This is a genomic window from Leifsonia sp. 22587, assembly GCF_052044215.1.
Classification (GTDB): Bacteria; Actinomycetota; Actinomycetes; order Actinomycetales; family Microbacteriaceae; genus Leifsonia; species Leifsonia shinshuensis_C.
This window is the reverse complement of sequence record NZ_JBQENB010000002.1, coordinates 246049-268704: the sequence shown is the minus strand read 5'-3', so window position 1 is coordinate 268704 and position 22656 is coordinate 246049. Positions and strand designations below refer to the sequence as shown.

Below are 22656 nucleotides of genomic sequence, written 5' to 3'. Positions count from 1 at the left end.
GGTCGGCGCGGCCCGCTGCGGCGCACGCTCAGGCCGTCAGCAGCCGCATCGCCTCGGCGAGGGCCGTGACCCGCGCCGTCGCCGTCGCGCGACGCTCCTCGACCGTTCCCTCGTCGCTCGACGCGTCGATGTAGATCTTGAGCTTCGGCTCGGTGCCGCTCGGCCGCACCATGACGCGGGAGCCGTCCTCCAGGAGGATACGCAGCACGTCGCTGGGCGGGAGGCCGCCGAAGCCGTCACGCAGGTCGTCGATCTGCGTCACGCGGACGTCGCCCAGGTGGCTCGGGGGCGCCGACCGCAGGGCCGCCATGATCTCGCCGATGCGCGACAGCTCGGTCACCCGGAGCGAGATCTGGTCGCTTGCGAAGAATCCGAACCGCTCCGCGAAGGCGTCCAGCTGCTGCGCGATCGTGACGCCGTCGGCCGCGAGCGCGTTGGCCAGGTCGAGGAACGCGACGGCCGCGGAGATGCCGTCCTTGTCGCGGACGGTGCCGGGGTTCACGAGGTAGCCGAGGGCCTCCTCGTAGCCGTAGACGAGGCCCGGGGCCCGGGAGACCCACTTGAAGCCGGTCAGGGTGTCCGCGAAGTCGAGCCGGTACGCGCGGGCCACGGCGGCGAGGGCGGGGGACGACACGATCGAGCAGGCCAGGGTGCCGAAGGCGCCCCGCTCGTCGGCGGACGCGGTGGCGAGCTCGGCGGCGCGCCAGCCGAGGAGGGCGCCCACCTCGTTGCCGGAGAGCCGGCGGTAGCCGTCGGCGCTGGCCCGGTCAGGGATGGCGACGGCGAGGCGGTCCGCGTCCGGGTCGTTGGCGATGATCAGGTCGGCCCCGCTGTCGCGGGCCGTGGCGAAGGAGAGGTCCATCGCCCCCGGCTCCTCCGGGTTCGGGAACGCCACCGTGGGGAAGGCCGGGTCCGGGTCGATCTGGGCGGCGACGGGCGTGGGGGCGGCGAAGCCGGCCCGCGCGAAGACCTCGCGGGCGGTGCGCCAGCCGACGCCGTGCATCGCCGTGTAGACGAACGGGACGGCGTCGCGCGGGGCCGGCGAGGAGGCGACGGCGACGGTCGCGTCGATGTACGCCTGCTCGAAGTCGTCGGGAGCCACCTCGTAGCGGTCGGACCGGGGGAGATCGGCGACGCTTCCCGTGGCGACGTCGAGGATGTGCGCGGCGATCTCCGCATCCACCGGCGGCACGATCTGCGAGCCGTGGTCCTCGCCGCCGAGGTACACCTTGTAGCCGTTGTCGTTCGGGGGGTTGTGGCTCGCCGTCACCATGACGCCCGCGCTCGCCTCCAGGTGCCGCACCGCGAAGGCGAGCACCGGCGTGGGAAGGAGGCGCGGGAGCAGCACGGCGCGGATGCCCGCCCCGGCCATGAGCTCGGCGGTGTCGCGGGCGAACACGTCGGAGTTCTTGCGGCCGTCGTAGCCGATCACGACCGACGGCGTCCCGCCCTCGGCGTGCTCCAGCAGCCAGCGCGCGAAGCCCGCGGCGGCCTGGGCGACGAGCACCCGGTTCATCCGGTTGGGGCCTGCGGCGATCTCCCCGCGCAGTCCGGCCGTGCCGAACGCGAGGCGCTCGTCGAAGCGGGAGTGGAGGTCGGCGACGGCCTCGGCGGACCCCGCCTCGGCGGCCACGATGAGGGAGTCGAGCTCCGCGCGGGTCTCCGGGTCCGGGTCCTGTGCCAGCCAGGCGCGGGCCTCCTCGAGCAGCTGCGGGGTGTCCTTCGTGCTCACGGTGTGCTCGGTGGTCACAGGGCCTCCACGATCTGGGCGAGGAGGGCGCTGATCACCGGCTCGGCGGCACGGCCGGCGTCGATGACCTCCTGGTGGCTGAGCGGGGTCTTCTGGATGCCGGCGGCCAGATTCGTGATCAGCGACATCCCGAGGATCTCCATGCCGGCCTGCCGGGCCGCGATGGCTTCGAGCGCGGTGGACATGCCCACGATGTGGCCGCCCATCGCCTTCGCCATCTGCACCTCGGCGGGCGTCTCGTAGTGCGGGCCGCGGAACTGCGTGTACACGCCCTCGTCGAGCGACGGGTCGATCGTGCGCGCCAGCTCGCGCAGGCGGTGCGAGTAGAGGTCCGTCAGGTCGATGAACGTCGCGCCCTCGAGCGGCGAGTCCGCCGTCAGGTTGATGTGATCGCTGATCAGCACGGGTGTGCCGGGCTTCCAGTGGTCCTTGATGCCGCCCGCCCCGTTCGTGAGCACCATGGTGGTCGCGCCTGCGGCCGCGGCGGTGCGGACGCTGTGGACGACGCGGCGGACGCCGTGACCCTCGTAGTAGTGCGTGCGGGCGCCGATGACCAGGGCGTGCTTGCCGTTCGGCAGACGGATCGAGCGCAGGGTGCCGACGTGGCCTTCGAGTGCAGGCTTGCTGAAGCCGACGATCTCCGTGGCGGGGACGGTCGCGACCGTCTCCCCGATGAGGTCCGCGGCCCTGCCCCAGCCGCTGCCGAGGGTGAGAGCGATGTCGTGGCGCTCCACCCCGGTCTTCTCGGCCAGCTGGGCGGCGGCCTGGCGGGCCACGTCGAACGGGTCGGCGGCGGGGTCGTCGAGCGGGTTGGTGGTGGAATCCAGCATGGACCAACTCTACTGAGGCGCCGGCTTTCCACAGGGCGGCGGCAGGATGCGCATCGGTGCACCCCCATACGGAAGAATGGTCGGCATGGCGTATGAATTCGAGCGGAAGCAGCGCATCGCGGTTCTCGGCGGCGGCCCGGGCGGCTACGAGGCGGCCTTGGCGGGCGCGCAGCTCGGCGCCGACGTGACCCTGGTGGAGCGCTCCGGCGTGGGCGGGTCCGCGGTCATCACCGACGTGGTGCCGTCCAAGAGCCTGATCGCGACCGCGGAGGCGACCAACTCGATCGGTGAGGCCACCGACCTCGGCGTCCAGTTCTTCTCCCGGGGAGAGACCGGCAAGCCGGTCCGTCCCGAGATCGCGGTCAACCTGTCGGCGGTCAACAAGCGGCTGGTCGGGCTCGCCCGGCAGCAGTCGGAGGACATGCGGGCGGAACTCGTCCGCTCGGGCGTGCGCATCGTGAACGGGGAGGGCCGCCTCGACGGCGACGGCGCGATCATCGTCTCCACAGCGAAGGGCGACTCCGGCACCGACTTCGACCGGGTCGAGGGCGACACGATCGTCATCGCCGTCGGCGCGAGCCCGCGCATCCTGCCGTCCGCCGTCCCGGACGGGGAGCGCATCCTCACCTGGACCCAGCTCTACGACCTGCAGTCGGTGCCGTCGCACCTCATCGTGGTCGGGTCGGGTGTCACCGGCGCGGAGTTCGCCTCGGCGTACACGGCGCTCGGCTCGAAGGTCACCCTCATCTCCTCCCGCGACCAGGTGCTGCCCGGCGAGGATGCGGACGCAGCGGCCGTGATCGAGAACGTCTTCAAGCGCAACGGCATGCAGGTGCTGTCGAAGTCCCGCGCCGAGTCGGTGGTGCGCACCGAGAACGGCGTGATCGCCACCCTCACCGACGGACGCACCGTCGAAGGGTCCCACTGCCTCATGGCCGTCGGCTCCGTGCCCAACACATCCGGGATCGGGCTCGAGGAGGCCGGGGTCCAGATCACGAAGTCCGGCCACATCCGGGTCAACCGCGTGGCGCGCACGTCCATCCCGAATATCTACGCCGCGGGCGACTGCTCCGACTCGCTGCCGCTCGCCTCCGTCGCCAGCATGCAGGGCCGCACCGCGGTCTTCCACGCGATGGGCGACGCGGTCAACCCGATCGAGCTCCGCAACGTGACCTCGAACATCTTCACGCAGCCGGAGATCGCCACGGTCGGCTGGAGCCAGAAGCAGATCGAGGAGGGCATCGCGCAGGGCGACATCTACAAGCTGCCGCTCAAATCAAACCCGCGCGCCAAGATGCTGGGCATCCGCGACGGCTTCGTGAAGCTGTTCGCGCGCACCGGCTCTGGCACGGTCATCGGCGGTGTCATCGTCGCGCCGCGCGCCTCCGAGCTGATCTTCCCGCTCGCGCTCGCCGTCGAGCAGCGGCTGACCGTCGACGAGGTGGCCCGGGCGTTCACGGTGTACCCGTCGCTCTCCGGCTCCATCACCGACGCGGCACGCGCGATGCACATCGTGCTCTGATCGGGAGGCCCGGGGGATGGAGCTCGCGCTGACCGTCGGCGTCCTCGCCGTCCTGGCGATCGCGGCGGCCAGCACGATCGGGCCGAAGTTCGGGGTGGCGTCGCCGCTGATCCTGGTGGTCGCCGGCATCCTGGTCAGCCTGTTGCCGTTCGTGCCCGCGCTGGAGCTGAAGCCCGAGTGGATCATCGCGGGCGTCCTCCCACCGCTGCTCTACTCCGCGTCGGTCTCCATGCCCGCCATGAACTTCCGGCGCGAGTTCGGCGCCATCGGCGGGCTCTCGGTGCTGCTGGTCATCGTCAGCTCGGTGCTGCTCGGGCTGTTCTTCGCGTGGGTGATCCCCGGCCTCGGGCTCGCCTGGGGCATCGCGCTCGGCGCCATCGTGAGCCCGACCGACGCCGTCGCCACGAGCATCGTGAAGCGCGCCGGCATCTCTCCGCGCGTCGTCGCGATCCTCGAGGGCGAGAGCCTGCTCAACGACGCGACGGCGCTGGTGCTGCTGCGCTCGGCGGTCGCGGCCGCCGCGGCCTCCTTCACCCTGGGCAGCGTTACCCTGTCGTTCTTCTACTCGGTCGCCGTCGCCGTGGCCTTCGGAGTGCTCGTCGGCTGGCTCAACCTGAAGGTGCGCCAGCGGGTGAAGGATGCGACGGTCAACACGGTCATCTCGTTCACTGTCCCGTTCCTCGCCTCGCTGCCCGCGGAGGCGCTCGGCGCATCCGGCCTCGTGGCGGCCGTCGTCGCCGGACTCGTGACGGGCAGCCGGGCGCCGCGCCTGCTCTCGCCGGAGCACCGCCTCTCGGACGCGCAGAACTGGCGGACGGTGGAGCTCATCCTCGAGGGCCTGATCTTCCTCACCATGGGGCTGGAGCTGTTCGGCATCCTGCAGAAGGTGCAGGACGACCACGCCGGCGTGCTGCCGGCGATCGGGGTGGCGGCCGGGGCACTGGTGCTGACCATCCTGGTGCGCGCCGGTTTCGTCGCGCCGCTGCTTGCCCTGCTCGCCCGGCGGCACCGGCGGGGCGAGCGGATGCGCCCGCGGCTGCAGCAGCTGCAGGAGCACCTGTCCGACCCGGAGGCGCTGCAGCGCGGGATCGCGCAGCGCGTGGCGCCGGCGGGGCCGGCGGCGCTCACGGCGGGGCCGGGGGAGGCGGATGGGCCGGCGGTGGATGCGGACGGCTCGGGCGACGGGGTGGATGCCGGCGGGGTGGATGCTGCGGCGGCGGATGCTGCCGGGACGGACGCTGCCGTGGCGGACGCCGCCGTTGCGGACGCCGCCGTTGCGGACGCTGCCGTCGCGGATCAGGTGTTCGCCTACCCGCGCGCAGAGGGTCAGCGGGCGATCTCACCCCAGCGGGCGGAACGTCGCCGGCGTCGCCTGGCCCGCCGCGGCATCCCCACCGTGGAGAACCTGACCCGCTTCGGAACGCGCCTGCGCCGGGTGCTCGCGGACATCGACTACTTCACCGGCGCGCCGCTCGGCTGGCGGGAGGGCGCGATCGTGGTGTGGGCCGGGATGCGCGGCGCGGTCACTGTCGCGGCCGCCCAGTCGCTGCCGACGGAGACGCCCGGACGCTCAGTGCTCGTGCTCATCGCGTTCCTCGTCGCGGCGGGCTCGCTCCTGCTGCAGGGCGGAACGCTCAGCCTCGTGCTCCGGCTCGTGAAGCCCGCAGGCATCGACCCGCAGGCGGAACGCGACGAGCGCCGGCGCCTGATGGAGCTGCTGTTCGAGGCGGTCAAGACGGTGCCGCTGCCCGCAACCACCGAGCGCACCCCGGAGGTCTTCGCCGAGTACAAGGCCGCGCGGCTGGCCCAGCTACGCGCTCAGCGCGACGCGCTGCTGGACGCGCGCGACGACGGCACGTTCAGCGCGGACGTGCTGGAGGGCGCACTCGTCAACCTCGACGCCGACGAGATCAGCATCGACCTCAAGGGCGACCCCGGCGACCCCACGGGCTGACGCCCCGCCCCGCCCCGCACGCACCCGTCTGCTCACGATTTGGCACAAATCGCGGCAATGCGCCGCCCATAACGACGATTTGGCACAAATCGCGGCCAGAACGAAATGCATATTCGGCACGAATGACCGGGATGCCGCGCGCAAAGCCTCCATTCGGCACGAATCCCGCTCGAGCGGCAAAAGCACACTCGGCACGAATGACCGGTATGCCGCGCGCGAAGCCTTCATTCGGCACGAATCGTGATCGAGCGGCAAAAGCACATTCGGCACGAATGACCAGAACGCGCGCCGCAGAGGGTTCATTCGGCACGAATCGCGCTCGAGCGGCAGACGCACATTCGGCACGAATCGAGGGGATGCCGCGCACAAAGCCTTCATTCGGCACGAATCGCGGTCATGCGCCGCGCATAACGACGATTTGGCACAAATCGTGGCAATGCGCCGCGCATAACGACGATTTGGCACAAATCGTGCGACTGCCGCGCCGAACGCGACGGCGGCGTCAGACGATGTTGAGCAGCAGGTGACCGGACGAGACCGTCTCGCCGACCGACGCGTTGATGCCGGAGACCGTGCCGTCCTTGTGGGCGGTGAGCGGCTGCTCCATCTTCATCGCCTCGAGGACCAGCACGAGGTCGCCCTTCACCACCGGGTCGCCGTCGGCCACCGCGACCTTGACCACGGTCGCCTGCATGGGCGCGGTGACGGAGTCGCCGGTCGCGGTCTCGACGGCGTGCGCGCCGCCGCGACGGCGGGGAGCGGGGGCCGCGGCCGGCTCACCGGCGCCGCCGCCGCTGAGCAGCTTGGCGGGCAGGGAGACCTCGATGCGCTTGCCCTCGACCTCGACGACCACGTTGCTGCGGTGCTCGGCGGCGGGCTGGTCGCCCAGTTCGCCGGACCACGGCTCGATCGTGTTGTTCCACTCGGTCTCGATCCACCGCGTGTACACCGAGAACGGCTCGCCGTCCTGCGGCGCGAAGGCGGGGTCGCGGACTATGGCGCGGTGGAAGGGGAGCACGGTGGGGAGCCCGGCGACCTCGAACTCGTCGAGGGCGCGGCGGGAGCGCTCGAGCGCCTCCTCGCGGCTGGCGCCGGTCACGATCAGCTTGGCGAGCATCGAGTCGAACGCGCCGCTGATGACGTCGCCGGCCTGGATGCCGCTGTCGACGCGGACACCGGGGCCCGCGGGCGCCTTGAAGACGTGCACCGGGCCGGGCGACGGAATGAACCCGCGGCCGGCGTCCTCGCCGTTGATGCGGAACTCGAACGAGTGGCCTCGCGGGGCGGGGTCGTCGTAGTCGAGCTCGCCGCCCTCGGCGAGCCGGAACTGCTCGCGCACCAGGTCGATGCCGGTGACCTCCTCGGAGACGCAGTGCTCGACCTGGAGGCGCGTGTTGACCTCCAGGAACGACACCGTGCCGTCCTTGCCGATGAGGAACTCGCAGGTTCCGGCGCCCTGGTAGCCGACCTCCTTGAGGATGGCCTTGGACGACGAGTAGAGCTTCTCGGTCTGCTCGGGCGTGAGGAACGGCGCGGGCGCCTCCTCGACGAGCTTCTGGTGGCGGCGCTGCAGCGAGCAGTCGCGCGTGGACACCACGACGACGTTGCCGTAGGCGTCCGCGAGGCACTGCGTCTCCACGTGACGCGGCTCATCGAGGTACTTCTCCACGAAGCACTCGCCGCGACCGAAGGCCGCGATCGCCTCGCGGGTGGCCGACTCGAACAGCTCGCCGACCTCCTCGCGGGTTCTGGCCACCTTGAGGCCACGTCCGCCGCCGCCGAAGGCCGCCTTGATGGCGACGGGCAGACCGTAGACGTCGACGAAGTCGAGCACCTCGGCGGCGTCCGCCACCGGGTTGAGGGTGCCGGGGGCGAGCGGAGCACCGACCTTCTCGGCGACGTGGCGCGCGGAGACCTTGTCGCCCAGGCGCTCGATCGCCTCGGGGGACGGGCCGATCCAGGTGAGACCCGCCGCGATCACGGCGCGGGCGAAGTCGGCGTTCTCGGCCAGGAAGCCGTAGCCGGGGTGGACCGCATCGGCGCCGGAACGGCGCGCGACCGACAGGATCTTGTCGATGACCAGGTACGTCTCCGCGCTGGTCGAGCCGTCGAGCGCATACGCCTCGTCCGCGAGCCGGACGTGGAGCGCATCCCGGTCCTGGTCGGCGTAGACGGCGACGGAGGCGATGCCGCTGTCCTTCGCTGCACGGATGACGCGGACGGCGATCTCGCCGCGGTTGGCGATCAGAACCTTGGTGATACGGGGCACAGTTCCCTAGCCTATTGCTCGATATCGAACGGGATTTGGTCGATCCCCACAAAAATAGCCGACCGCAAACTCCGACAGCCTACAACGCGGCTCGGTCGAGCTGCTCAGCGGGCGGGCGTCCAGAGCGAGGTCCACTCCGCTCCGAGGCGGATGACCAGCTCGCGCAGGGTGGACAGCGACAGCCCGACCACGGTGCTCGGGTCGCCTTCGACGCTCGTGATGAACGGACCGCCCAGGCTGTCGATGGTGAAAGCGCCGGCCACCTCGAGCGGCTCGCCGCTCGCGACGTACGCTTCGATCTCGGCGTCGGTCACGTCGGCGAACGTCACCGAGGCGCGCGCCACCGCTCCGGCGGCCGCGTTCTCCCGGCCGTCGCGGTGGTCGATCAGCCAGTGCCCGGAGTGCAGCACGCCGGTGCGGCCGCGCTGCTGCCGCCAGCGCTCGCGCGCGACCTCCGGCAGGTGCGGTTTGCCGTGGATAGCGCCGTCGATGGCGAAGGCCGAGTCGCCGCCGAGGATGAGGCCGTCGATGGGCTCGCCGTCGAGCGTGCCGCGCACCGCCTCCGCCTTCAGCCGCGCGAGCAGCTGCACCATCGCGTCGGCACTCAGGGGCCCGTGCTCCGCCTCCGCGGCCGCGACCGCGGCGGGCTCGTCGACGTGCGACGGCACCACGACCGGCTCGATGCCGGCCGCCCGAAGCAGCGCGAGACGGGCGGGGGAGGTGGAGGCGAGGTAGAGGCGCATGGTCACCTATGGGATGCTCGAAGGATGCCTGAAGAAGACGACGGAAACCGCGCGACGAACGAGGTCGAGCTCGACATTACCAACGTCGCCCACGGCGGCGTGTTCGTCGCGCGCCACGAGGGCCGGGTCGTCTTCGTGCCCGACACGATGCCGGGGGAGCGCATCCGCGCCCGCGTCGGCGACACCAGCCACGACCGGTTCTGGCGCGGTGAGCTCGTGGAGGTGCTGGAGGCGTCGCCCGAGCGCCGGCCGCACGTCTGGCCCGCCGCCGCAGCCGACCGGCCGGCCGCCCAGCGCGCGGGTGGCGCGGAGTTCGGCCACATCCGGCTGGAGCACCAGCGCGAGCTCAAGCGCCGGGTGATCGAGGATGCGCTGCAGCGGCAGGCGAAGCTCTCGCCCGAGGCCATCGCGTCGGTCGGCCCGGACGGCCGTCCCCTCCGCGTCGAGCCCGTCACCGCTGAGACGGCGGACGGCACCGGATGGCGCACCCGCGTGCGCCTGCAGGTCGACGGCAGCGGGCGCATCGGCCCGTTCGCGCCGCGCTCGCACACCGTCGTCCCCGTGGAGGACCTGCCGCTCGCCACCGCGCTCGTGCAGGAGGCGACGCCGTTCGGTCAGCTCTTCCCGGGCGCCGAGTCGGTGGATGTGGTGGCCACCGGTCTCGGAACGTCGCATGTGCTCGTCAACGAGGCGGCGCCGCGCGCCGGCGGGCGCGGACAGCGCTCCCGCGGACGCGCCGGGCAGCCGCAGAAGCGGCAGCCCCGTCCGCGCCGCCGGCCGGTCCCCATCCGCGAGCGGGTCGGCGACCGCGAGTTCCGCCTGGACGCCCGGGGGTTCTGGCAGGTGCACCGCGAGGCCGCCCGGACGCTGACGGAGGCCGTGCAGTCGGCCGTCGACGAGGCGCTCTTCGACCCGCGCGCGGCCAACCTCGACCTCTATGGTGGCGTCGGCCTGCTGGCCGCGGCCCTCGGAGACCGGTTCGGGTCCACGCTGCGCATCACCTCCGTCGAGAGCGACGAGGCGGCGACCGACGACGCGGCCGAGAACCTGGCCGAGTGGGTCGGCGCGCAGGCGCTGACCGACCGCGTGGAGCGTTACGTCACCCGCCTCGCCGCCGACGCCTCGGCCTCCGAGCGGGCCCGGCTGCGGGCGGCGACCGTCGTCCTCGACCCTCCGCGCTCCGGAGCCGGCCGCGAGGTCGTCGACGCGATCGCCTCCCTCGATCCGGCACAGATCGTGTACGTGGCCTGCGACCCCGTCGCGCTCGCCCGCGACCTCGCGTTCTTCGACGGCCACCGCTACGGGATGCGGGGGATGCGGGCCTTCGATCTCTTCCCGAACACGCACCATGTGGAGGCCGTCGCCACGCTGACGCGCTGACGCGCTGACCGATCAAATGCATTCACCCCCTACGATGGTCAGCATGGTGCGGGTGGCAATCGTCGACGATCACGAATCTGTGCGTCTGGGGCTGAAGGCGGCCTGTCAGGACGCCGGCTACGAGGTCGTCCTGACGGCAGCCACGGTCGACGACTTCGTCGCCCAGCTGGGCTCGCAGGAGTGCGACGTCGTGGTTCTCGACCTGTCGCTCGGCGACGGCTCGAAGGTCACCGACAACGTCAAGCGTGCGCAGGCGACCGGCGCCGCTGTGCTCGTGCACAGCATCGCCGACCGTGTCGCCAGCGTCCGGGAGGCGCTCGCCGCGGGCGCCGCCGGCGTCATCCCCAAGTCGTCCCCGACGACCACCGTCATCAGCGCGATCGCGACCGTGGCCCGCGGGGATGTGCTCAACAACCTCGAGTGGGCGACCGCGATCGACGCGGACAGCGACTTCGCGAAGGCGCAGCTCGGCCGGCGCGAGCGGGATGTGCTGCACCTGTACGCCTCGGGTCTCCCGCTGAAGGCGGTGGCCGCGCAGCTCGGCATCGCGAACTCCACCGCACGCGAGTACCTCGACCGCATCCGCGTGAAGTACGTCGAGGTGGGGCGCCCGGCGCCCACCAAGGTGGACCTGCTGCGGCGCGCGGTGGAGGACGGCATCCTTCCGGGACTCGATCCCGAGACCGGCAATGAGCGCCCCTAGCGGGGTCCGCCCCGGGCTGCCGCTGGAGGCGGCGAAGCCCAGGAACCCCCTCAGCCGCGCTCGGATCGAGCGCATCTCCGACCGCACGGTGTCGGCGTTCGGCCTCGTCTTCGGGCTGCAGACGCTGCCCACTGCGCTGGGCCAGCTCAGCGACCTGCGCGAGCCGTGGGGCGGCGTGTGGATGATCGCCGTCTTCGGCGGCCTCGCCCTGACCGTGATCCTCGCCGTCATCCAGCGCGGCGTGAAGATCGCGATGGGCGTGCTGTCGATCGTCTACCTCGGCGCGATCGTCACCTGGCCCTTCCTGGTCGCGGACCCGGTCGCCTTCGGCACGGACAAGCCGTGGGTCTGGTTCCTCTGCTCCGTGTTCACCGCGTTCGCCGCGGTGGCGTACCCGCTGTGGCTCGCCATCATCTACACGTTCGCCGCGCCGCTGGCCTACGGCATCGTGCGTGCGCTCCCCGCCGGCGGCGGCGCCGGGCTCGAGCTGGCCGCGCTCGACGCGATCTACGCCACCATCCTGGGCGGCGTCATCCTCGCCATCATCGCGATGATGCGCCAGGCGTCCAGCGCCGTGGACGCGGCGCAGAGCCAGGCGCTCGCGCGGTACGCGAACGCGGTCCGCCAGCACGCCACCGAGGTGGAACGGGTGCAGGTGGATGCGATCGTGCACGACAGCGTCCTCACCACCCTGCTGTCGGCGGCCTCCGCCCGGTCGCCGGAGCAGAAGGAGCTGGCGGCCGCGATGGCGGCCGACGCCATCGGGCACCTGCACGCCGCGGAGGCGGCGACGCCGGAGGACCAGTCCGCCGTCGGGCTCGACCGCCTCACCGAGAGGCTGGTGACCGCCGCGAACGCGTTCTCGTCGCCGTTCGACGTGGACGTGCACGACGTCGAGGTGCACACCCTGCCGGTGAACGTCGCGGAGGCGGTCTACTCCGCCACGGTCCAGGCGATGGTGAACAGCATGCAGCACGCCGGCGGCCCGGAGGTGCACCGCAGCGTGTCCATCCGCGGCGGAGGCCCCGCCGCGACGGTCGAGGTCGTCGTCCGCGACGACGGCCGCGGCTTCACCGAGTCGGAGGTCCCGGCCGAGCGCCTGGGCCTGCGCATCAGCATCCGCGACCGCCTCGCGAAGATCGGCGGACGTGCCCGCATCGAGTCGGAGCCTGGCGCGGGGACCACGGTGACCATCCTCTGGCCGTCAGCCGACCAATCCGTCCTCGGTTCCTCCTCGGTCGGTACCGGGATGCACGAGCCGGTGGCCGCGGGCGGGCAGGAGGCGGCCGAGTGATCACGCTCAACCGCGTCCTCTTCCTCAGCCTCGGTGCGCTGTTCTCGGCGTACCACCTCTTCCTGGCGCTCTCGTCGCTCAGCACGCCGCGGACGGCAGGCCCGGCCATCGTCGCGATGGTGCTCTACGGGATCGCCACCGTTCTCAGCCTGTGGCCGACGAGCCCGACCAAGATGCCGCTCTGGCTCGCCGCGTTCGACCTCGCCGTCTGCGTCGTCATCCCGATCCTGGTGACGAGCCAGCTGGATCCGGCGAAGGACAACGGATACGCGACCTGGTACGTGGCCGCGGTGGGCACGCTGATGACGATCTGCGCCGTCCGCCGCCAGCAGATCGTGGCGTGGGCCGGTGTCGCGTTCCTGGCCGTGCAGACCGTCGTCTGGGCCGGTCTGGGCGCACTCGCCGGGCTCGGCGTCATCGGCTCGGTGGTCTGGGTGGGCGTCGCCGTCGTGATCGCCGGCTCGCTCGCCAAGGCGGGCCGCGACGCCCTGCAGTTCGCCCGCGCCGAGCGCGAGGCGACGGAGTGGCAGGCGGCGCAGGAGGCCCACGTCATGGAGCGGCAGCTGCGGTTGCGGCAGACGTACCGGGTCGCGGCCCCCATGCTCGCGGAGATCGTGCGCCGCGGGGGCGATCTGACCGAGGCCGAACGGCGCGAGTGCCGCTACCTGGAGGGCGCGATCCGCGACGAGATCCGCGGACGCCGCCTCCTCAACGACGACGTGCGCCGCGAAGTGATGGATGCGCGCCGCCGCGGCGTCGTGGTGAGCCTCCTCGACGAGGGCGGCATCGACGACCTGGACCAGCGCGGCCTGGAGGGCGTCCTCCACCGTCTCGCCGAGGCGATCCGCGGCACGACCACCGACAAGCTGATCGTGCGCACGGTGCCGCGCTCGTCGAAGACGGCCGTGACCGTGGTGGGCCTCCGCATGTCCGACGACGGCGCCGCGAACGCGCTGGGCGCGGAGTCGGAGGACGACGAGGTCGACCTGTGGCTGGAGATCCCCCGCCCCGTCGGCTGACCGCCGCGCGCTGCCGCGCAGCTGCGCCCGCCGGTGCCCGCGAACGGTGAGTAGTCGCGCCAAAACGCCGCACTTTGCGACATCCACTCACGACTCGGCGGAGGCGACCGCCGCCCGCTGAGGTGCACGTTGTTGCGCCCGGCGCGCGGCGCGGGTGCACAACAACGTGCACTTCGGCGATCGAGGCCGGCGAACGGTGAACGGTGAGTGAATGCGCGAATGCGGCGCGAATTGCGACATGAAGTCACCACTCGGTGGGCGTTAACGGAGAAAGGGGCCGACACCCGAATTGTCGGCCCCTTTTCAAACCCCGAGTCAGGGCGACAACCCGAATATCGCCCTGACTCGCCCCCAAAGCACTCGCCCGCTTACCCTAGTCGGCGAGTGATTGGCGGTGTGACTCACGAGGAGAGACACCTAGCAATATCTATAGTGGCTGCGCTCCCAATAAATACATAGTCGTCATTTTGGAGGACACTTGGGGGACATTTCACGACCCCCGTTCGAGGCGCATCCCGAGCTTTCCGTATGACCCGTACTCGGGAGATGCCCCAAGAGGGGTACAAACGCCCCTCAGCCCGAGAACGAGCGCCAGGCTCCGGCGCCCGGACGCAGCTCGCCGCGCAGCGCGCGCTGGGTCCGCGCCCACGCGTCAGGACCGTGCTCGGCCTGCGCCTCTTTGGCGGCGGCGGCCTGCTCCGCGGCAGCGGCCGCGAGGACGGCGGTCACGGCCGCCACCTCCTCGGCGGTCACGCCGCGGGTGAGGAAGCGGAGCTGGGACGGGTCGAGCGCCGAGCCGCGAGGTTCGGCCGCGTGCGCGCCGCTCACAGCGGGATGTTCCCGTGCTTCTTCGGCGGCAGCGAGGCCCGCTTGGTGCGCAGCGCCCGCAGGGCCTTGATGACCGACACGCGCGTCGCCGCCGGCTCGATCACGCCGTCCAGCTCGCCGCGCTCGGCGGCGAGGAACGGGCTGGCGACGTTGTAGGTGTACTCGTTGGCGAGCTTCGTGCGCACAGCGGCCACATCCTCGCCGGCCTCCTCCGCACGCTTGATCTCGCCGCGGTACAGGATGTTGACGGCGCCCTGGCCGCCCATCACGGCGATCTCCGCGGTCGGCCAGGCGAGGTTGATGTCGGCGCCGAGCTGCTTGGAGCCCATCACGATGTACGCGCCGCCGTAGGCCTTGCGCGTGATGATCGTGACCAGCGGCACGGTCGCCTCGGCGTACGCGTAGAGGAGCTTCGCGCCGCGGCGGATGACGCCCGTCCACTCCTGGTCCGTGCCGGGCAGGTAGCCGGGCACGTCCACGAGGGTCAGGATCGGGATGCTGAACGCGTCGCAGAACCGCACGAAGCGCGACGCCTTCTCACCCGCGTCGATGTTCAGCGTGCCGGCCATCGAGCTGGGCTGGTTCGCGACGATGCCGACCGAGCGGCCCTCGACGCGGGCGAAGCCGATCACGATGTTCGGCGCGAACAGCGGCTGGACCTCGAGGAACTCGCCGTCGTCGACGATGCCCTCGATGATCGTCTTCACGTCGTAGGGCTGGTTGGGGGAGTCGGGGATGACCGTGTTGAGGCGGCGGTCGGCGTCCGTGATCTCCAGTTCCGGCTCCGACTGGAAGGCGGGGAGCTCGGCGAGGTTGTTCTGCGGCAGGTAGCTGAGCAGGGTCCGCGCGTAGTCGAGCGCGTCCTCCTCGTCGCTCGCCAGGTAGTGCGAGACGCCCGACACCTTGTTGTGGGTGAGCGCGCCGCCGAGCTCCTCGAAGCCGACGTCCTCGCCCGTGACGGTCTTGATGACGTCCGGGCCGGTGACGAACATGTGGCTCGACTTGTCGACCATGATGACGAAGTCCGTGAGGGCGGGGGAGTACACCGCGCCGCCGGCCGCCGGGCCCATCACGATCGAGATCTGCGGGATGACGCCGGAGGCCGCCGTGTTGCGGCGGAAGATCTCGCCGTACTTGCCCAGCGCGACGACACCCTCCTGGATGCGCGCGCCGCCCGAGTCGAGGATGCCGATCATCGGGACGCCCGTCTTGAGCGCGTGGTCCATCACCTTGATGATCTTCTCGCCGGCGACCTCGCCGAGGGAGCCGCCGAAGATGGTGAAGTCCTGGCTGAACACCGCGACGTTGCGGCCGTGGATGGTGCCGACACCGGTGACGACGGCGTCGCCGTAGGGGCGCTTCGCCTCCATGCCGAAGGCGTGCGTGCGGTGGCGGACGAACTCGTCGAGCTCGACGAAGGAGCCCTGGTCGAGCAGCAGCTCGATGCGCTCGCGCGCGGTCAGCTTGCCCTTCGCGTGCTGCTTCTCGATGGCCGCCTGGCCGCTGGCGGTCACGGCCTCGTGGAACCGTTCCTTCAGGTCGGCGAGCTTGCCGGCGGTGGTGGTCAGGTCGGGGAGCTGTTCGGTCTGACGGGGTTCGGTGTCGGTCACGTCGTTCACTCTACCGGCCAGCCGAACGGCCATGCCGTTGACGAAACCCTACAAATCCGCCCGCCTGCGCTGGCGGAGAGTCCCAGTGCGAGAGACTGGGCGCGTGGAGTTCCGACGCAGCCGATCCATCGTCCCGGTCCTCGAGGTGCTGCCCGAGGCGGGCTCGACCAACGACGTCCTGAGCGCGCGCGCCGGCGACCTGCCGGACCTCGCGGTGCTCGTGACGGACAACCAGACGGGCGGCCGCGGGCGCCTGGGCCGGGTGTGGGTCACGCCGCCGGGCACGGCTCTTGCGATCTCGGTGCTGCTCAAGCCGGCCGGGCTCCCGCCGACCGCGTACGGCTGGTTCCCGCTGCTGGCCGGGCTGGCCATGAGCCGCGCGCTCGGTCCGCTGGTCCCGGGCGGCGTGCAGGTGAAGTGGCCCAATGACGTCCTGATCGACGGGGACAAGGTGTGCGGCATCCTCGCCGAGCTGCTGCCCGGGATGTCCGGGCTCGTCATCGGCGCCGGCGTCAACCTCGCCCAGACGCGCGAGCAGCTGCCCACCGACACCTCCACCTCGCTCCGGCTGGCGGGCGCCGAGGACGCGGACGCGGACCGCGTGCTGTCGGCGTACCTCATCCAGCTCACGACCCTCTACCGCGACTTCCTGTCCGCGAGCGGCGACCCGCTGCGGAGCGCGCTGCGCGACGAGGTCGTCGAGGCCTGCCACACGATCGGCCGGCCGGTGCGGGTGCAGCTGCCCTCCGGCGACGATCTGCTCGGCACGGCGGTGGGCATCGACGAGGACGGCCGGCTGATCGTCGAGTCGGATGCGGGCCGCACCGCGGTGGCAGCGGGCGACGTGACGCACCTGCGGTATTAATTGAGCATGACCAGCACCCCGGACGGGACCGCCGCGCAGCCCGCCCAGCCACCCGAGCGTGTCATCGCCCGGCTGCGGTCGAACGCCCGGCGCCTGTTCTGGCCGAGCCTGGTGCTGATCGTGGCGGCCGGGGCCGTCGGCTACCTCGCCGGACGGGTCGGCGAGGTGTGGGAGATCGTGCTGCTGTGGTCGGCCGCGGCCGCCGTCGTGCTGCTGCTGTTCCTGCTGCCGCTGGCCGCGTGGCTGAGCCGCCGGTACACGATCACGACGCGGCGCCTGATCCTCCGCCACGGCTTCTTCGTCCGCGTGCGGCAGGAGCTGCTGCACAGCCGCGGCTACGACGTGTCGGTGCGGCGCACCTGGTTGCAGAGCCTGTTCCGCTCCGGCGACGTGCTAATCAACTCGGGGCTGGAGCATCCGGTGGTGCTCAAGGACGTGCCGAAGGCCGACCAGGTGCAGCGCGCGCTGTCGGAGCTGATGGACCACTCGCAGACGGTGGTCGCCGTCCGCCGTCAGCAGTCGGAGTCAGTCTCCGACGAGACCACGGTCTGGGGCAGCCGCTAGCGTCGACCCGGTGATCGGGCGGCGACGGCCCGCGCGCTTCGCCCTCGACGCGGCGCGGTCGGGGGAGAACACCCACCAGCGGTAGAAGGCGAACCGGAACACGGTGCCGAGAGCGAGCCCCACGACGTTGTTGGCGATGTTGTCCGCCAGCAGGCTCTGGAACCCGAGCAGGTAGTGCGACACCCACACGCACAACAGCGGGATCGCCATGCCGGCGAGGCTGACGACGAAGAACTCGACGCCCTCGCGCGTCGCGTTGTCGCTCCGGTTGCTCGAGAACGCCCAGTAGCGGTTGCCCAGCCAGTTGGCGCCGATGGCGACGAGCGTCGCGATGGCCGTGGCGTAGAGCGTCTTGTGCGGCACGTTCACCAGAACGACGACCATCAGGACGTTGAACACGACCAGGTTCACCACGAAGCCGACGGCGCCGACCGCGCCGAACTTGATCAGCTGCGGGAGGAGACGCGCCTTGTGCGCCGGTGTCGCGGTTTCGGTCGTCATGCCCCTGCCTGGAGATGCGGGAAGATGGTCTGTGTTGTCGTCACAGTACGCGGGACAGGTTTCGCGTTCCTGTGAATCCCCCGGCCCAGGATGAAAAGTATCAGAGGAGCGGAGAGCCCATGCCCAATCGCATCATCGGCGTGATCGGCGGCGGTCAGCTGGCCAGGATGATGATCCCCCCGGCGGTCGAACTCGGCATCGAGTTGCGCGTGCTGGAGGAGGCCGAGGGCATGAGCGCGGACCTCGCCGCGACCGGCGTCGGCGACTACCGCGACCTCGACACGGTGCTCGCGTTCGCCGGGACCGTCGACGTGATCACCTTCGACCACGAGCATGTGCCCCCGGCGATCCTGCGCGAGCTGCAGTCGCGCGGCATCCCCGTGCATCCCGGTCCGGATGCGCTCCTCTACGCCCAGGACAAGCTGCAGATGCGCGCGAAGCTCAGCGAGCTGGGGCTGCCGGTCCCCGACTGGGCCGCGGTGGAGTCGGCCGACGAGCTCGGCGCCTTCCTCGCGGACCACGGCGGACGGGCCGTCGTCAAGACGGCCCGCGGAGGATACGACGGCAAGGGCGTGCGGGTCGTCTCGGACGCGCCCGGCGCGGACGACTGGTTCCTGGCGCTCGCCGAGGACGGCCGCGGCGGCGCCCTCCTCGTGGAGGAGCTGGTGCTGTTCCGCCGCGAACTCGCGCAGCTGGTCGCACGGCGGCCCTCCGGCGAGATCGCCGCGTGGCCGGTCGTCGAGACGGTCCAGCGCGACGGCGTCTGCGCCGAGGTGCTGGCGCCCGCCCCCGGTGCGACCGGCCGCGTCGCGGAGGCCGCGGAGGAGATCGCGCGCCGCGTGGCCGAGGGTCTCGGCGTCACCGGTGTGCTGGCGGTGGAGCTGTTCGAGACGACGGACGGGCGCGTCCTCGTCAACGAGCTGGCCATGCGCCCGCACAACAGCGGCCACTGGTCGATCGAGGGCGCGGTGACCGGGCAGTTCGAACAGCACCTGCGCGCCGTGCTCGACCTGCCGCTCGGCTCCACGGAGCCGCGTGCCGACTGGTCGGTGATGGTGAACATCCTCGGCGGGCCGTCCGAAGGGACACTGCAGGACCGCTACCCGGCCGCGCTCGCCGCGCATCCCGAAGCCAAGTTCCACGGCTACGGCAAGGCGCCCCGGCCGGGCCGGAAGGTCGGGCACGTCACCGTGAGCGGCGAGGACCTCGACGACGTGGTGTACCGGGCGCGGGCAGCGGCGGCCTTCTTCGAGGGCTGAGCGCCTCGGCCGGCGGCGTCGGCGGCGTCAGCTGCCGGCGGGCTTCGCCGTGGCCGGGTGCAGCGACTGCTGCACGAGCTGGCGGATCTGCGTGTAGTCCGGGTCCGTCGGGTCGATCGTCGGCGGGACGAGCTCCAGCTGCTGCACCGGCAGCTTGCGGGTCTTGAGCCCCAGGTCGACGAAGTAGCCGAGCATCGACTGGGGGATGTCCGTCTTCATCACCTGGGCGCCGGCCTTGGCGATGTCCTGGAACTTCGACACGACGTTCACGGGGTTCACCTGCTTCAGGATGGCGTCCTGCAGTTCGCGCTGACGCGCCATCCGGTCGTAGTCGCTCGAACCGTGCCGCGCCCGGGCGTACCACTGCGCGTGGTAGCCGTCGAGGTGACGGTTGCCCGGCTCGATCCACTCGACGACGCCGTTCAGGTTCTCGTCCCCGCCGATCGGGATGCGGTCCTTCACGGTCACGTCGACGCCGCCCACCGCATCCACCAGGTCGGCGAAGCCCTGCATGTCGATGAGCACGTAGTACTGGATGGTGAGGCCTGTCGCGCCCTCCAGCGCGTCGCGCATCGCCTCGATGCCGGGCTCGCTGTTGTTCTTGGCCGCGTCCGGGTACAGCTTGGGCTTGTAGAGCTCCACCTCGGTGTAGATCGAGTTCAGCTGGCAGACGTCGACGTCGCAGCGGTCCTTGTACCCGTAGCCGTCGGGGTAGAGGGCGTGCAGCGGCGACTTCTTCGGGAACGGCACGGGGTCGAGGTCGCGGGGGAGGCCGATGGTCACGGCCTGGCCGGTGCTCGCGTCCACGCTCACGATCGACATGCTGTCCGGGCGCAGCCCGTCGCGGTCGGGGCCGGCGTCGCCGCCGAGCAGCATGATGTTGTAGCGACCGTCGACCGGGGGCTGCGACGGGCCGGCCGAGAAGATGTCGCCGAGCGCGCCGCGGGCGGACCCCGCCACCATCGAGGCGTACCCCGCCGTGCCGGTGACGCCGACGAGCACCAGCACGGAGAACGCCGCGATCCAGCCGCGCGAGCGCGGAGCGGTGCGCACCAGCCGGACGAGCCGCAGCGTGTCGAGGGTCAGCACGACCCACAGCACCGCGTACGCGATCAGCAGCGACTGCACGAGCGTCAGGCTGCCGGCCTGCGTGAAGAGCGTGTAGACGGCCTGCGGAGCGATCAGGTAGGTGACGAGGGTGACGATCCCGAGCGCCCACAGCAGCAGCGTGGACAGGACGCCGACGCGGCCGAGCGTGCGGTTGCCGGCGACGAGCTGGGCGGAACCCGGAAGGAGCACGTTCATGGTCACCAGCCACCAGCCGCGCTTCGTCATGGTGTGCGACGAGGAGGCGTCGGGGTGGCGCAGGGGCGTGGCGATGGTCATGACGTCGGGCTCACAGCTGGGATTTGAGGGCCTGGTTCTTCTGCTCGACGCTCGCCTCGAGGTCGGCGGCGAAGTCCGCGAGGCGCTGCTCGAGCGCGCTGTCCGAGGTGGCGAGGATCTTCACCGCCAGCAGGCCGGCGTTGCGCGCGCCGCCGATGGAAACGGTCGCGACCGGGACCCCGGCGGGCATCTGCACGATCGAGAGGAGCGAATCCAGGCCGTCGAGCCGGGCGAGCGGCACCGGGACGCCTACGACGGGCAGGGTGGTGACGGCGGCGAGCATCCCGGGCAGATGCGCCGCTCCGCCGGCTCCCGCGACGATGACCTTCACACCGCGCGACGCGGCGGCCTTGCCGAACGCGATCATCTTCTCCGGCGTCCGGTGGGCCGAGACGACCTCCACCTCGTGGGCGACGTCGAATTCGCTCAGGACGCGGGACGCCTCCTGCATGACCGACCAATCGGAGTCGGACCCCATGACGACGGAGACCAGCGGAGAGGGGGATGCAGGCATAGCGATCATGGTAGGTGGCGCTCCGCGCGCGGCCCGCGCGCCACGCGGAGCGCACCCAGCTGACCCCTGAACAGGTCACAGGAACTGCCCAGAGCAACCCCGTAGCGTCTCCCGCCTATGACGGGTACAGGTGTGAAGGTGGAAGAGAAGACGAAACAGGCGACGGGCGGCCGGCTGGCCGCACTCGACGGTCTGCGCGGTCTCGCGGCAGTGGTCGTGCTGCTGCACCACGCGATGTACACGAACCCCGACTTCCCCGGAGCACCCGGCAGCGGATCGGCGCCGGTGGGCTCGGCCATGTGGTGGATCAGCTACACGCCGCTGAAGCTCTTCACCGCCGGCGTCGAGTCGGTGATCGTCTTCTTCGTGCTCTCGGGACTCGTCGTCACGCTCCCGGTGATCCGCAAGCGCGGGTTCGACTGGATCGCATACTTCCCGCGCCGTGCGGTCCGCCTCCTCGTGCCGGTGATGGCGTCTGTCCTGCTCGCCGCCGTGTGGGTCATGGCCATTCCGCAGAAGTCCACGCAGCCCGACGGCACGTGGCTCAGCGACTCCTCCACCCCGAACTTCGGCTGGGAGTACATCGTCAAGGGCTGGGACCTGCTCGGCGGCGACGGGCAGATCAACAACCCCCTGTGGTCCCTGCGCTGGGAGCTGGTCTTCTCGCTGGCGCTGCCCATCTTCGCCGTCCTCGCGCTCGCGGTGCGGAAGTGGTGGATCGGCGGTCTCGCGGCCGCGTGCGCCCTCACGTACCTCGGCGTGCACGCCGACTCCGGCGAGCTGCAGTATCTTCCCGCGTTCTTCGTCGGCGCGGTCATCGCGGTCCGTCTGGACGCTGTGCGCAACGTCGCGGACCGGATCAACACGCACTGGTACCGCCACCCGCTCTGGGCGGCGCTCGCGGTGGCCAGCCTCCTGCTCCTGATCGCCCCGTGGCTCGTCGGCCCGAGTATCGCCGACATGCCGGACCTGGACGCCGTGCTGAAGGGGCTCGTGCCGCTCGCCGCGGCGGGGCTCGTGGTCGTCTCCCTCGGATGGCGCCCGCTGCGTGCGACGCTCGAGACGCGGCCGGTGCAGTTCTCCGGAACGATCTCGTTCAGCCTGTACCTGGTGCACGTGCCGATCCTGATCTTCAGCACCTACCTGTTCGCCGACCAGCCGTGGTACGTCGCCCTGATCTTCGGCATCCCCGTCGCCGTTGTGGTTGCGGTCGGCTTCACCTGGCTGATCGAGAAGCGCAGCCACGGCTGGGCGAAGGCGGCCGGAGTCTGGGCCTCGAAGCGCTACAGCACCTGGTTCGGCCGCGACGAGGCCGCCACCCCGGAGGCGAAGTCCGGTACCACGGAAGAGCCCGCGGCCGGCCGCGAGGCCGGCTCAGTCGCGGACGCTCGGCGCTAACTCCGGCTCGGGCGCCCCGGCGGGCTCGGCACGCGCCGCGAAGGCGCGTCCCACCGTGCTGCCCACCCGCTTCGAGAACCGGTGCGCGGGCTTCTCCACCGCGAGGTAGAACAGCGACCCCGCGACGAGAGCCGTCGGGATGGCGAGCGCGGCCACGCGCGTGGGGCCCCAGCTGCCGAAGAGGTAGCTGAACGTGACGATGATCGGCACGTGGACGAGGTAGAGGCTGAACGAGATCATGCCGAGCCAGCGGAAGGGCTGGTGCGA

20 protein-coding genes are annotated in these 22656 nt (G+C 71.3%); 10 read left to right on the top strand and 10 right to left on the bottom strand.

The genetic code is table 11. The annotated features are described in order from the left end of the window. Positions 1-28 precede the first annotated feature (28 nt). Complete coding sequence (locus ACTJI1_RS09235; RefSeq protein ID WP_440742394.1) at positions 29-1750, bottom strand: phospho-sugar mutase; 1722 nt, start codon at positions 1748-1750, stop codon at positions 29-31. Then, the gene (locus ACTJI1_RS09230; RefSeq protein WP_440742393.1) at positions 1747-2580 is read right to left on the bottom strand and encodes a purine-nucleoside phosphorylase; all 834 of its coding nucleotides are present in this window, start codon (positions 2578-2580) and stop codon (positions 1747-1749) included. The genes ACTJI1_RS09235 and ACTJI1_RS09230 overlap by 4 nt, the downstream gene beginning before the upstream one ends. An 85-nt stretch (positions 2581-2665) precedes the next feature. On the opposite strand from ACTJI1_RS09230, the gene ACTJI1_RS09225 reads away from it, so the two are divergent. Together ACTJI1_RS09225 and ACTJI1_RS09220 are read left to right on the top strand one after the other, a co-directional pair. Next, positions 2666-4102, top strand: a complete 1437-nt coding sequence (locus ACTJI1_RS09225) for an NAD(P)H-quinone dehydrogenase (RefSeq protein ID WP_440742392.1) — start codon at positions 2666-2668, stop codon at positions 4100-4102. Positions 4103-4118: 16 nt separating this feature from the next. Further along, on the top strand, positions 4119-6056 hold the full coding sequence (locus ACTJI1_RS09220) for a cation:proton antiporter (protein WP_440742391.1): 1938 nt from the start codon (positions 4119-4121) through the stop codon (positions 6054-6056). A gap of 502 nt (positions 6057-6558) precedes the next feature. On the opposite strand, the gene ACTJI1_RS09215 is transcribed toward ACTJI1_RS09220, so the two are convergent. Both ACTJI1_RS09215 and ACTJI1_RS09210 read right to left on the bottom strand, forming a co-directional pair. Beyond that, entirely contained in the window at positions 6559-8325 is a 1767-nt protein-coding gene (locus ACTJI1_RS09215) for an acetyl/propionyl/methylcrotonyl-CoA carboxylase subunit alpha (protein ID WP_440742390.1), read from the bottom strand. Positions 8326-8429: 104 nt separating this feature from the next. Next, the gene (locus ACTJI1_RS09210) at positions 8430-9068 is read right to left on the bottom strand and encodes a Maf family protein (protein WP_440742837.1); all 639 of its coding nucleotides are present in this window, start codon (positions 9066-9068) and stop codon (positions 8430-8432) included. A 24-nt stretch (positions 9069-9092) separates the two neighbouring features. Here ACTJI1_RS09210 and ACTJI1_RS09205 point away from each other — a divergent pair, with 24 nt between their 5' ends. Genes ACTJI1_RS09205 through ACTJI1_RS09190 form a run of 4 tightly spaced genes read left to right on the top strand, consistent with a single transcriptional unit; the run spans position 9093 to position 13464 of the window. After that, entirely contained in the window at positions 9093-10448 is a 1356-nt protein-coding gene (locus ACTJI1_RS09205; RefSeq protein WP_440742389.1) for a class I SAM-dependent RNA methyltransferase, read from the top strand. A gap of 43 nt (positions 10449-10491) precedes the next feature. After that, positions 10492-11151 carry a response regulator transcription factor gene (locus tag ACTJI1_RS09200; RefSeq protein ID WP_310134597.1) on the top strand — a complete coding sequence of 220 codons (660 nt, stop codon included), beginning with the start codon at positions 10492-10494 and terminating at the stop codon, positions 11149-11151. Next, positions 11138-12445 carry a sensor histidine kinase gene (locus ACTJI1_RS09195; protein ID WP_440742388.1) on the top strand — a complete coding sequence of 436 codons (1308 nt, stop codon included), beginning with the start codon at positions 11138-11140 and terminating at the stop codon, positions 12443-12445. Before ACTJI1_RS09200 ends, ACTJI1_RS09195 begins: the two co-directional genes overlap by 14 nt. After that, positions 12442-13464, top strand: a complete 1023-nt coding sequence (locus tag ACTJI1_RS09190; protein WP_310134601.1) for a hypothetical protein — start codon at positions 12442-12444, stop codon at positions 13462-13464. Before ACTJI1_RS09195 ends, ACTJI1_RS09190 begins: the two co-directional genes overlap by 4 nt. A 573-nt stretch (positions 13465-14037) precedes the next feature. Here ACTJI1_RS09190 and ACTJI1_RS09185 read toward each other — a convergent pair. Beyond that, positions 14038-14292 (bottom strand): acyl-CoA carboxylase epsilon subunit, encoded by a 255-nt coding sequence (locus tag ACTJI1_RS09185; RefSeq protein ID WP_440742387.1) that lies wholly within the window; start codon positions 14290-14292, stop codon positions 14038-14040. Then, positions 14289-15935, bottom strand: a complete 1647-nt coding sequence (locus ACTJI1_RS09180) for an acyl-CoA carboxylase subunit beta (protein ID WP_440742386.1) — start codon at positions 15933-15935, stop codon at positions 14289-14291. The genes ACTJI1_RS09185 and ACTJI1_RS09180 overlap by 4 nt, the downstream gene beginning before the upstream one ends. A gap of 70 nt (positions 15936-16005) precedes the next feature. On the opposite strand from ACTJI1_RS09180, the gene ACTJI1_RS09175 reads away from it, so the two are divergent. Together ACTJI1_RS09175 and ACTJI1_RS09170 are read left to right on the top strand one after the other, a co-directional pair. Continuing rightward, positions 16006-16767: a biotin--[acetyl-CoA-carboxylase] ligase gene (locus ACTJI1_RS09175; protein ID WP_440742385.1), complete on the top strand. Its 762-nt coding sequence runs from the start codon at positions 16006-16008 to the stop codon at positions 16765-16767. 6 nt (positions 16768-16773) lie between these two features. Beyond that, positions 16774-17331: a PH domain-containing protein gene (locus ACTJI1_RS09170; RefSeq protein WP_310134610.1), complete on the top strand. Its 558-nt coding sequence runs from the start codon at positions 16774-16776 to the stop codon at positions 17329-17331. Here the strand turns inward: ACTJI1_RS09170 and ACTJI1_RS09165 are convergent. Continuing rightward, positions 17293-17832, bottom strand: coding sequence for a GtrA family protein (locus tag ACTJI1_RS09165; RefSeq protein WP_310134611.1), 540 nt, complete (start codon positions 17830-17832; stop codon positions 17293-17295). The genes ACTJI1_RS09170 and ACTJI1_RS09165 overlap by 39 nt on opposite strands. A gap of 119 nt (positions 17833-17951) precedes the next feature. Here ACTJI1_RS09165 and ACTJI1_RS09160 point away from each other — a divergent pair, with 119 nt between their 5' ends. Next, positions 17952-19091, top strand: coding sequence for a 5-(carboxyamino)imidazole ribonucleotide synthase (locus ACTJI1_RS09160; RefSeq protein WP_440742384.1), 1140 nt, complete (start codon positions 17952-17954; stop codon positions 19089-19091). 27 nt (positions 19092-19118) lie between these two features. Here ACTJI1_RS09160 and ACTJI1_RS09155 read toward each other — a convergent pair whose 3' ends face one another. Then, positions 19119-20477 (bottom strand): LCP family protein, encoded by a 1359-nt coding sequence (locus ACTJI1_RS09155; RefSeq protein ID WP_440742383.1) that lies wholly within the window; start codon positions 20475-20477, stop codon positions 19119-19121. 10 nt (positions 20478-20487) lie between these two features. Further along, the gene (gene purE, locus ACTJI1_RS09150) at positions 20488-20991 is read right to left on the bottom strand and encodes a 5-(carboxyamino)imidazole ribonucleotide mutase (protein WP_310134615.1); all 504 of its coding nucleotides are present in this window, start codon (positions 20989-20991) and stop codon (positions 20488-20490) included. A gap of 117 nt (positions 20992-21108) precedes the next feature. Here purE and ACTJI1_RS09145 point away from each other — a divergent pair, with 117 nt between their 5' ends. Then, positions 21109-22389: an acyltransferase family protein gene (locus ACTJI1_RS09145; protein WP_440742382.1), complete on the top strand. Its 1281-nt coding sequence runs from the start codon at positions 21109-21111 to the stop codon at positions 22387-22389. Here ACTJI1_RS09145 and ACTJI1_RS09140 read toward each other — a convergent pair. Beyond that, positions 22366-22629: a hypothetical protein gene (locus ACTJI1_RS09140; RefSeq protein WP_440742381.1), complete on the bottom strand. Its 264-nt coding sequence runs from the start codon at positions 22627-22629 to the stop codon at positions 22366-22368. The genes ACTJI1_RS09145 and ACTJI1_RS09140 overlap by 24 nt on opposite strands. Between the last annotated feature and the right edge of the window lie 27 nt (positions 22630-22656).

Coding starts and splice junctions, on each gene's coding strand:
- ACTJI1_RS09230 (WP_440742393.1), bottom strand. CDS start 2,580: ATGCTGGATTCCACCACCAACCCGCTCGACGACCCCGCCGCCGACCCG.
- ACTJI1_RS09225 (WP_440742392.1), top strand. CDS start 2,666: ATGGCGTATGAATTCGAGCGGAAGCAGCGCATCGCGGTTCTCGGCGGC.
- ACTJI1_RS09220 (WP_440742391.1), top strand. CDS start 4,119: ATGGAGCTCGCGCTGACCGTCGGCGTCCTCGCCGTCCTGGCGATCGCG.
- ACTJI1_RS09210 (WP_440742837.1), bottom strand. CDS start 9,068: ATGCGCCTCTACCTCGCCTCCACCTCCCCCGCCCGTCTCGCGCTGCTT.
- ACTJI1_RS09205 (WP_440742389.1), top strand. CDS start 9,093: ATGCCTGAAGAAGACGACGGAAACCGCGCGACGAACGAGGTCGAGCTC.
- ACTJI1_RS09200 (WP_310134597.1), top strand. CDS start 10,492: ATGGTGCGGGTGGCAATCGTCGACGATCACGAATCTGTGCGTCTGGGG.
- ACTJI1_RS09195 (WP_440742388.1), top strand. CDS start 11,138: ATGAGCGCCCCTAGCGGGGTCCGCCCCGGGCTGCCGCTGGAGGCGGCG.
- ACTJI1_RS09180 (WP_440742386.1), bottom strand. CDS start 15,935: ATGGCCGTTCGGCTGGCCGGTAGAGTGAACGACGTGACCGACACCGAA.
- ACTJI1_RS09170 (WP_310134610.1), top strand. CDS start 16,774: ATGACCAGCACCCCGGACGGGACCGCCGCGCAGCCCGCCCAGCCACCC.
- ACTJI1_RS09165 (WP_310134611.1), bottom strand. CDS start 17,832: ATGACGACCGAAACCGCGACACCGGCGCACAAGGCGCGTCTCCTCCCG.
- ACTJI1_RS09160 (WP_440742384.1), top strand. CDS start 17,952: ATGCCCAATCGCATCATCGGCGTGATCGGCGGCGGTCAGCTGGCCAGG.
- ACTJI1_RS09155 (WP_440742383.1), bottom strand. CDS start 20,477: ATGACCATCGCCACGCCCCTGCGCCACCCCGACGCCTCCTCGTCGCAC.
- purE (WP_310134615.1), bottom strand. CDS start 20,991: ATGCCTGCATCCCCCTCTCCGCTGGTCTCCGTCGTCATGGGGTCCGAC.
- ACTJI1_RS09145 (WP_440742382.1), top strand. CDS start 21,109: ATGACGGGTACAGGTGTGAAGGTGGAAGAGAAGACGAAACAGGCGACG.
- ACTJI1_RS09140 (WP_440742381.1), bottom strand. CDS start 22,629: ATGATCTCGTTCAGCCTCTACCTCGTCCACGTGCCGATCATCGTCACG.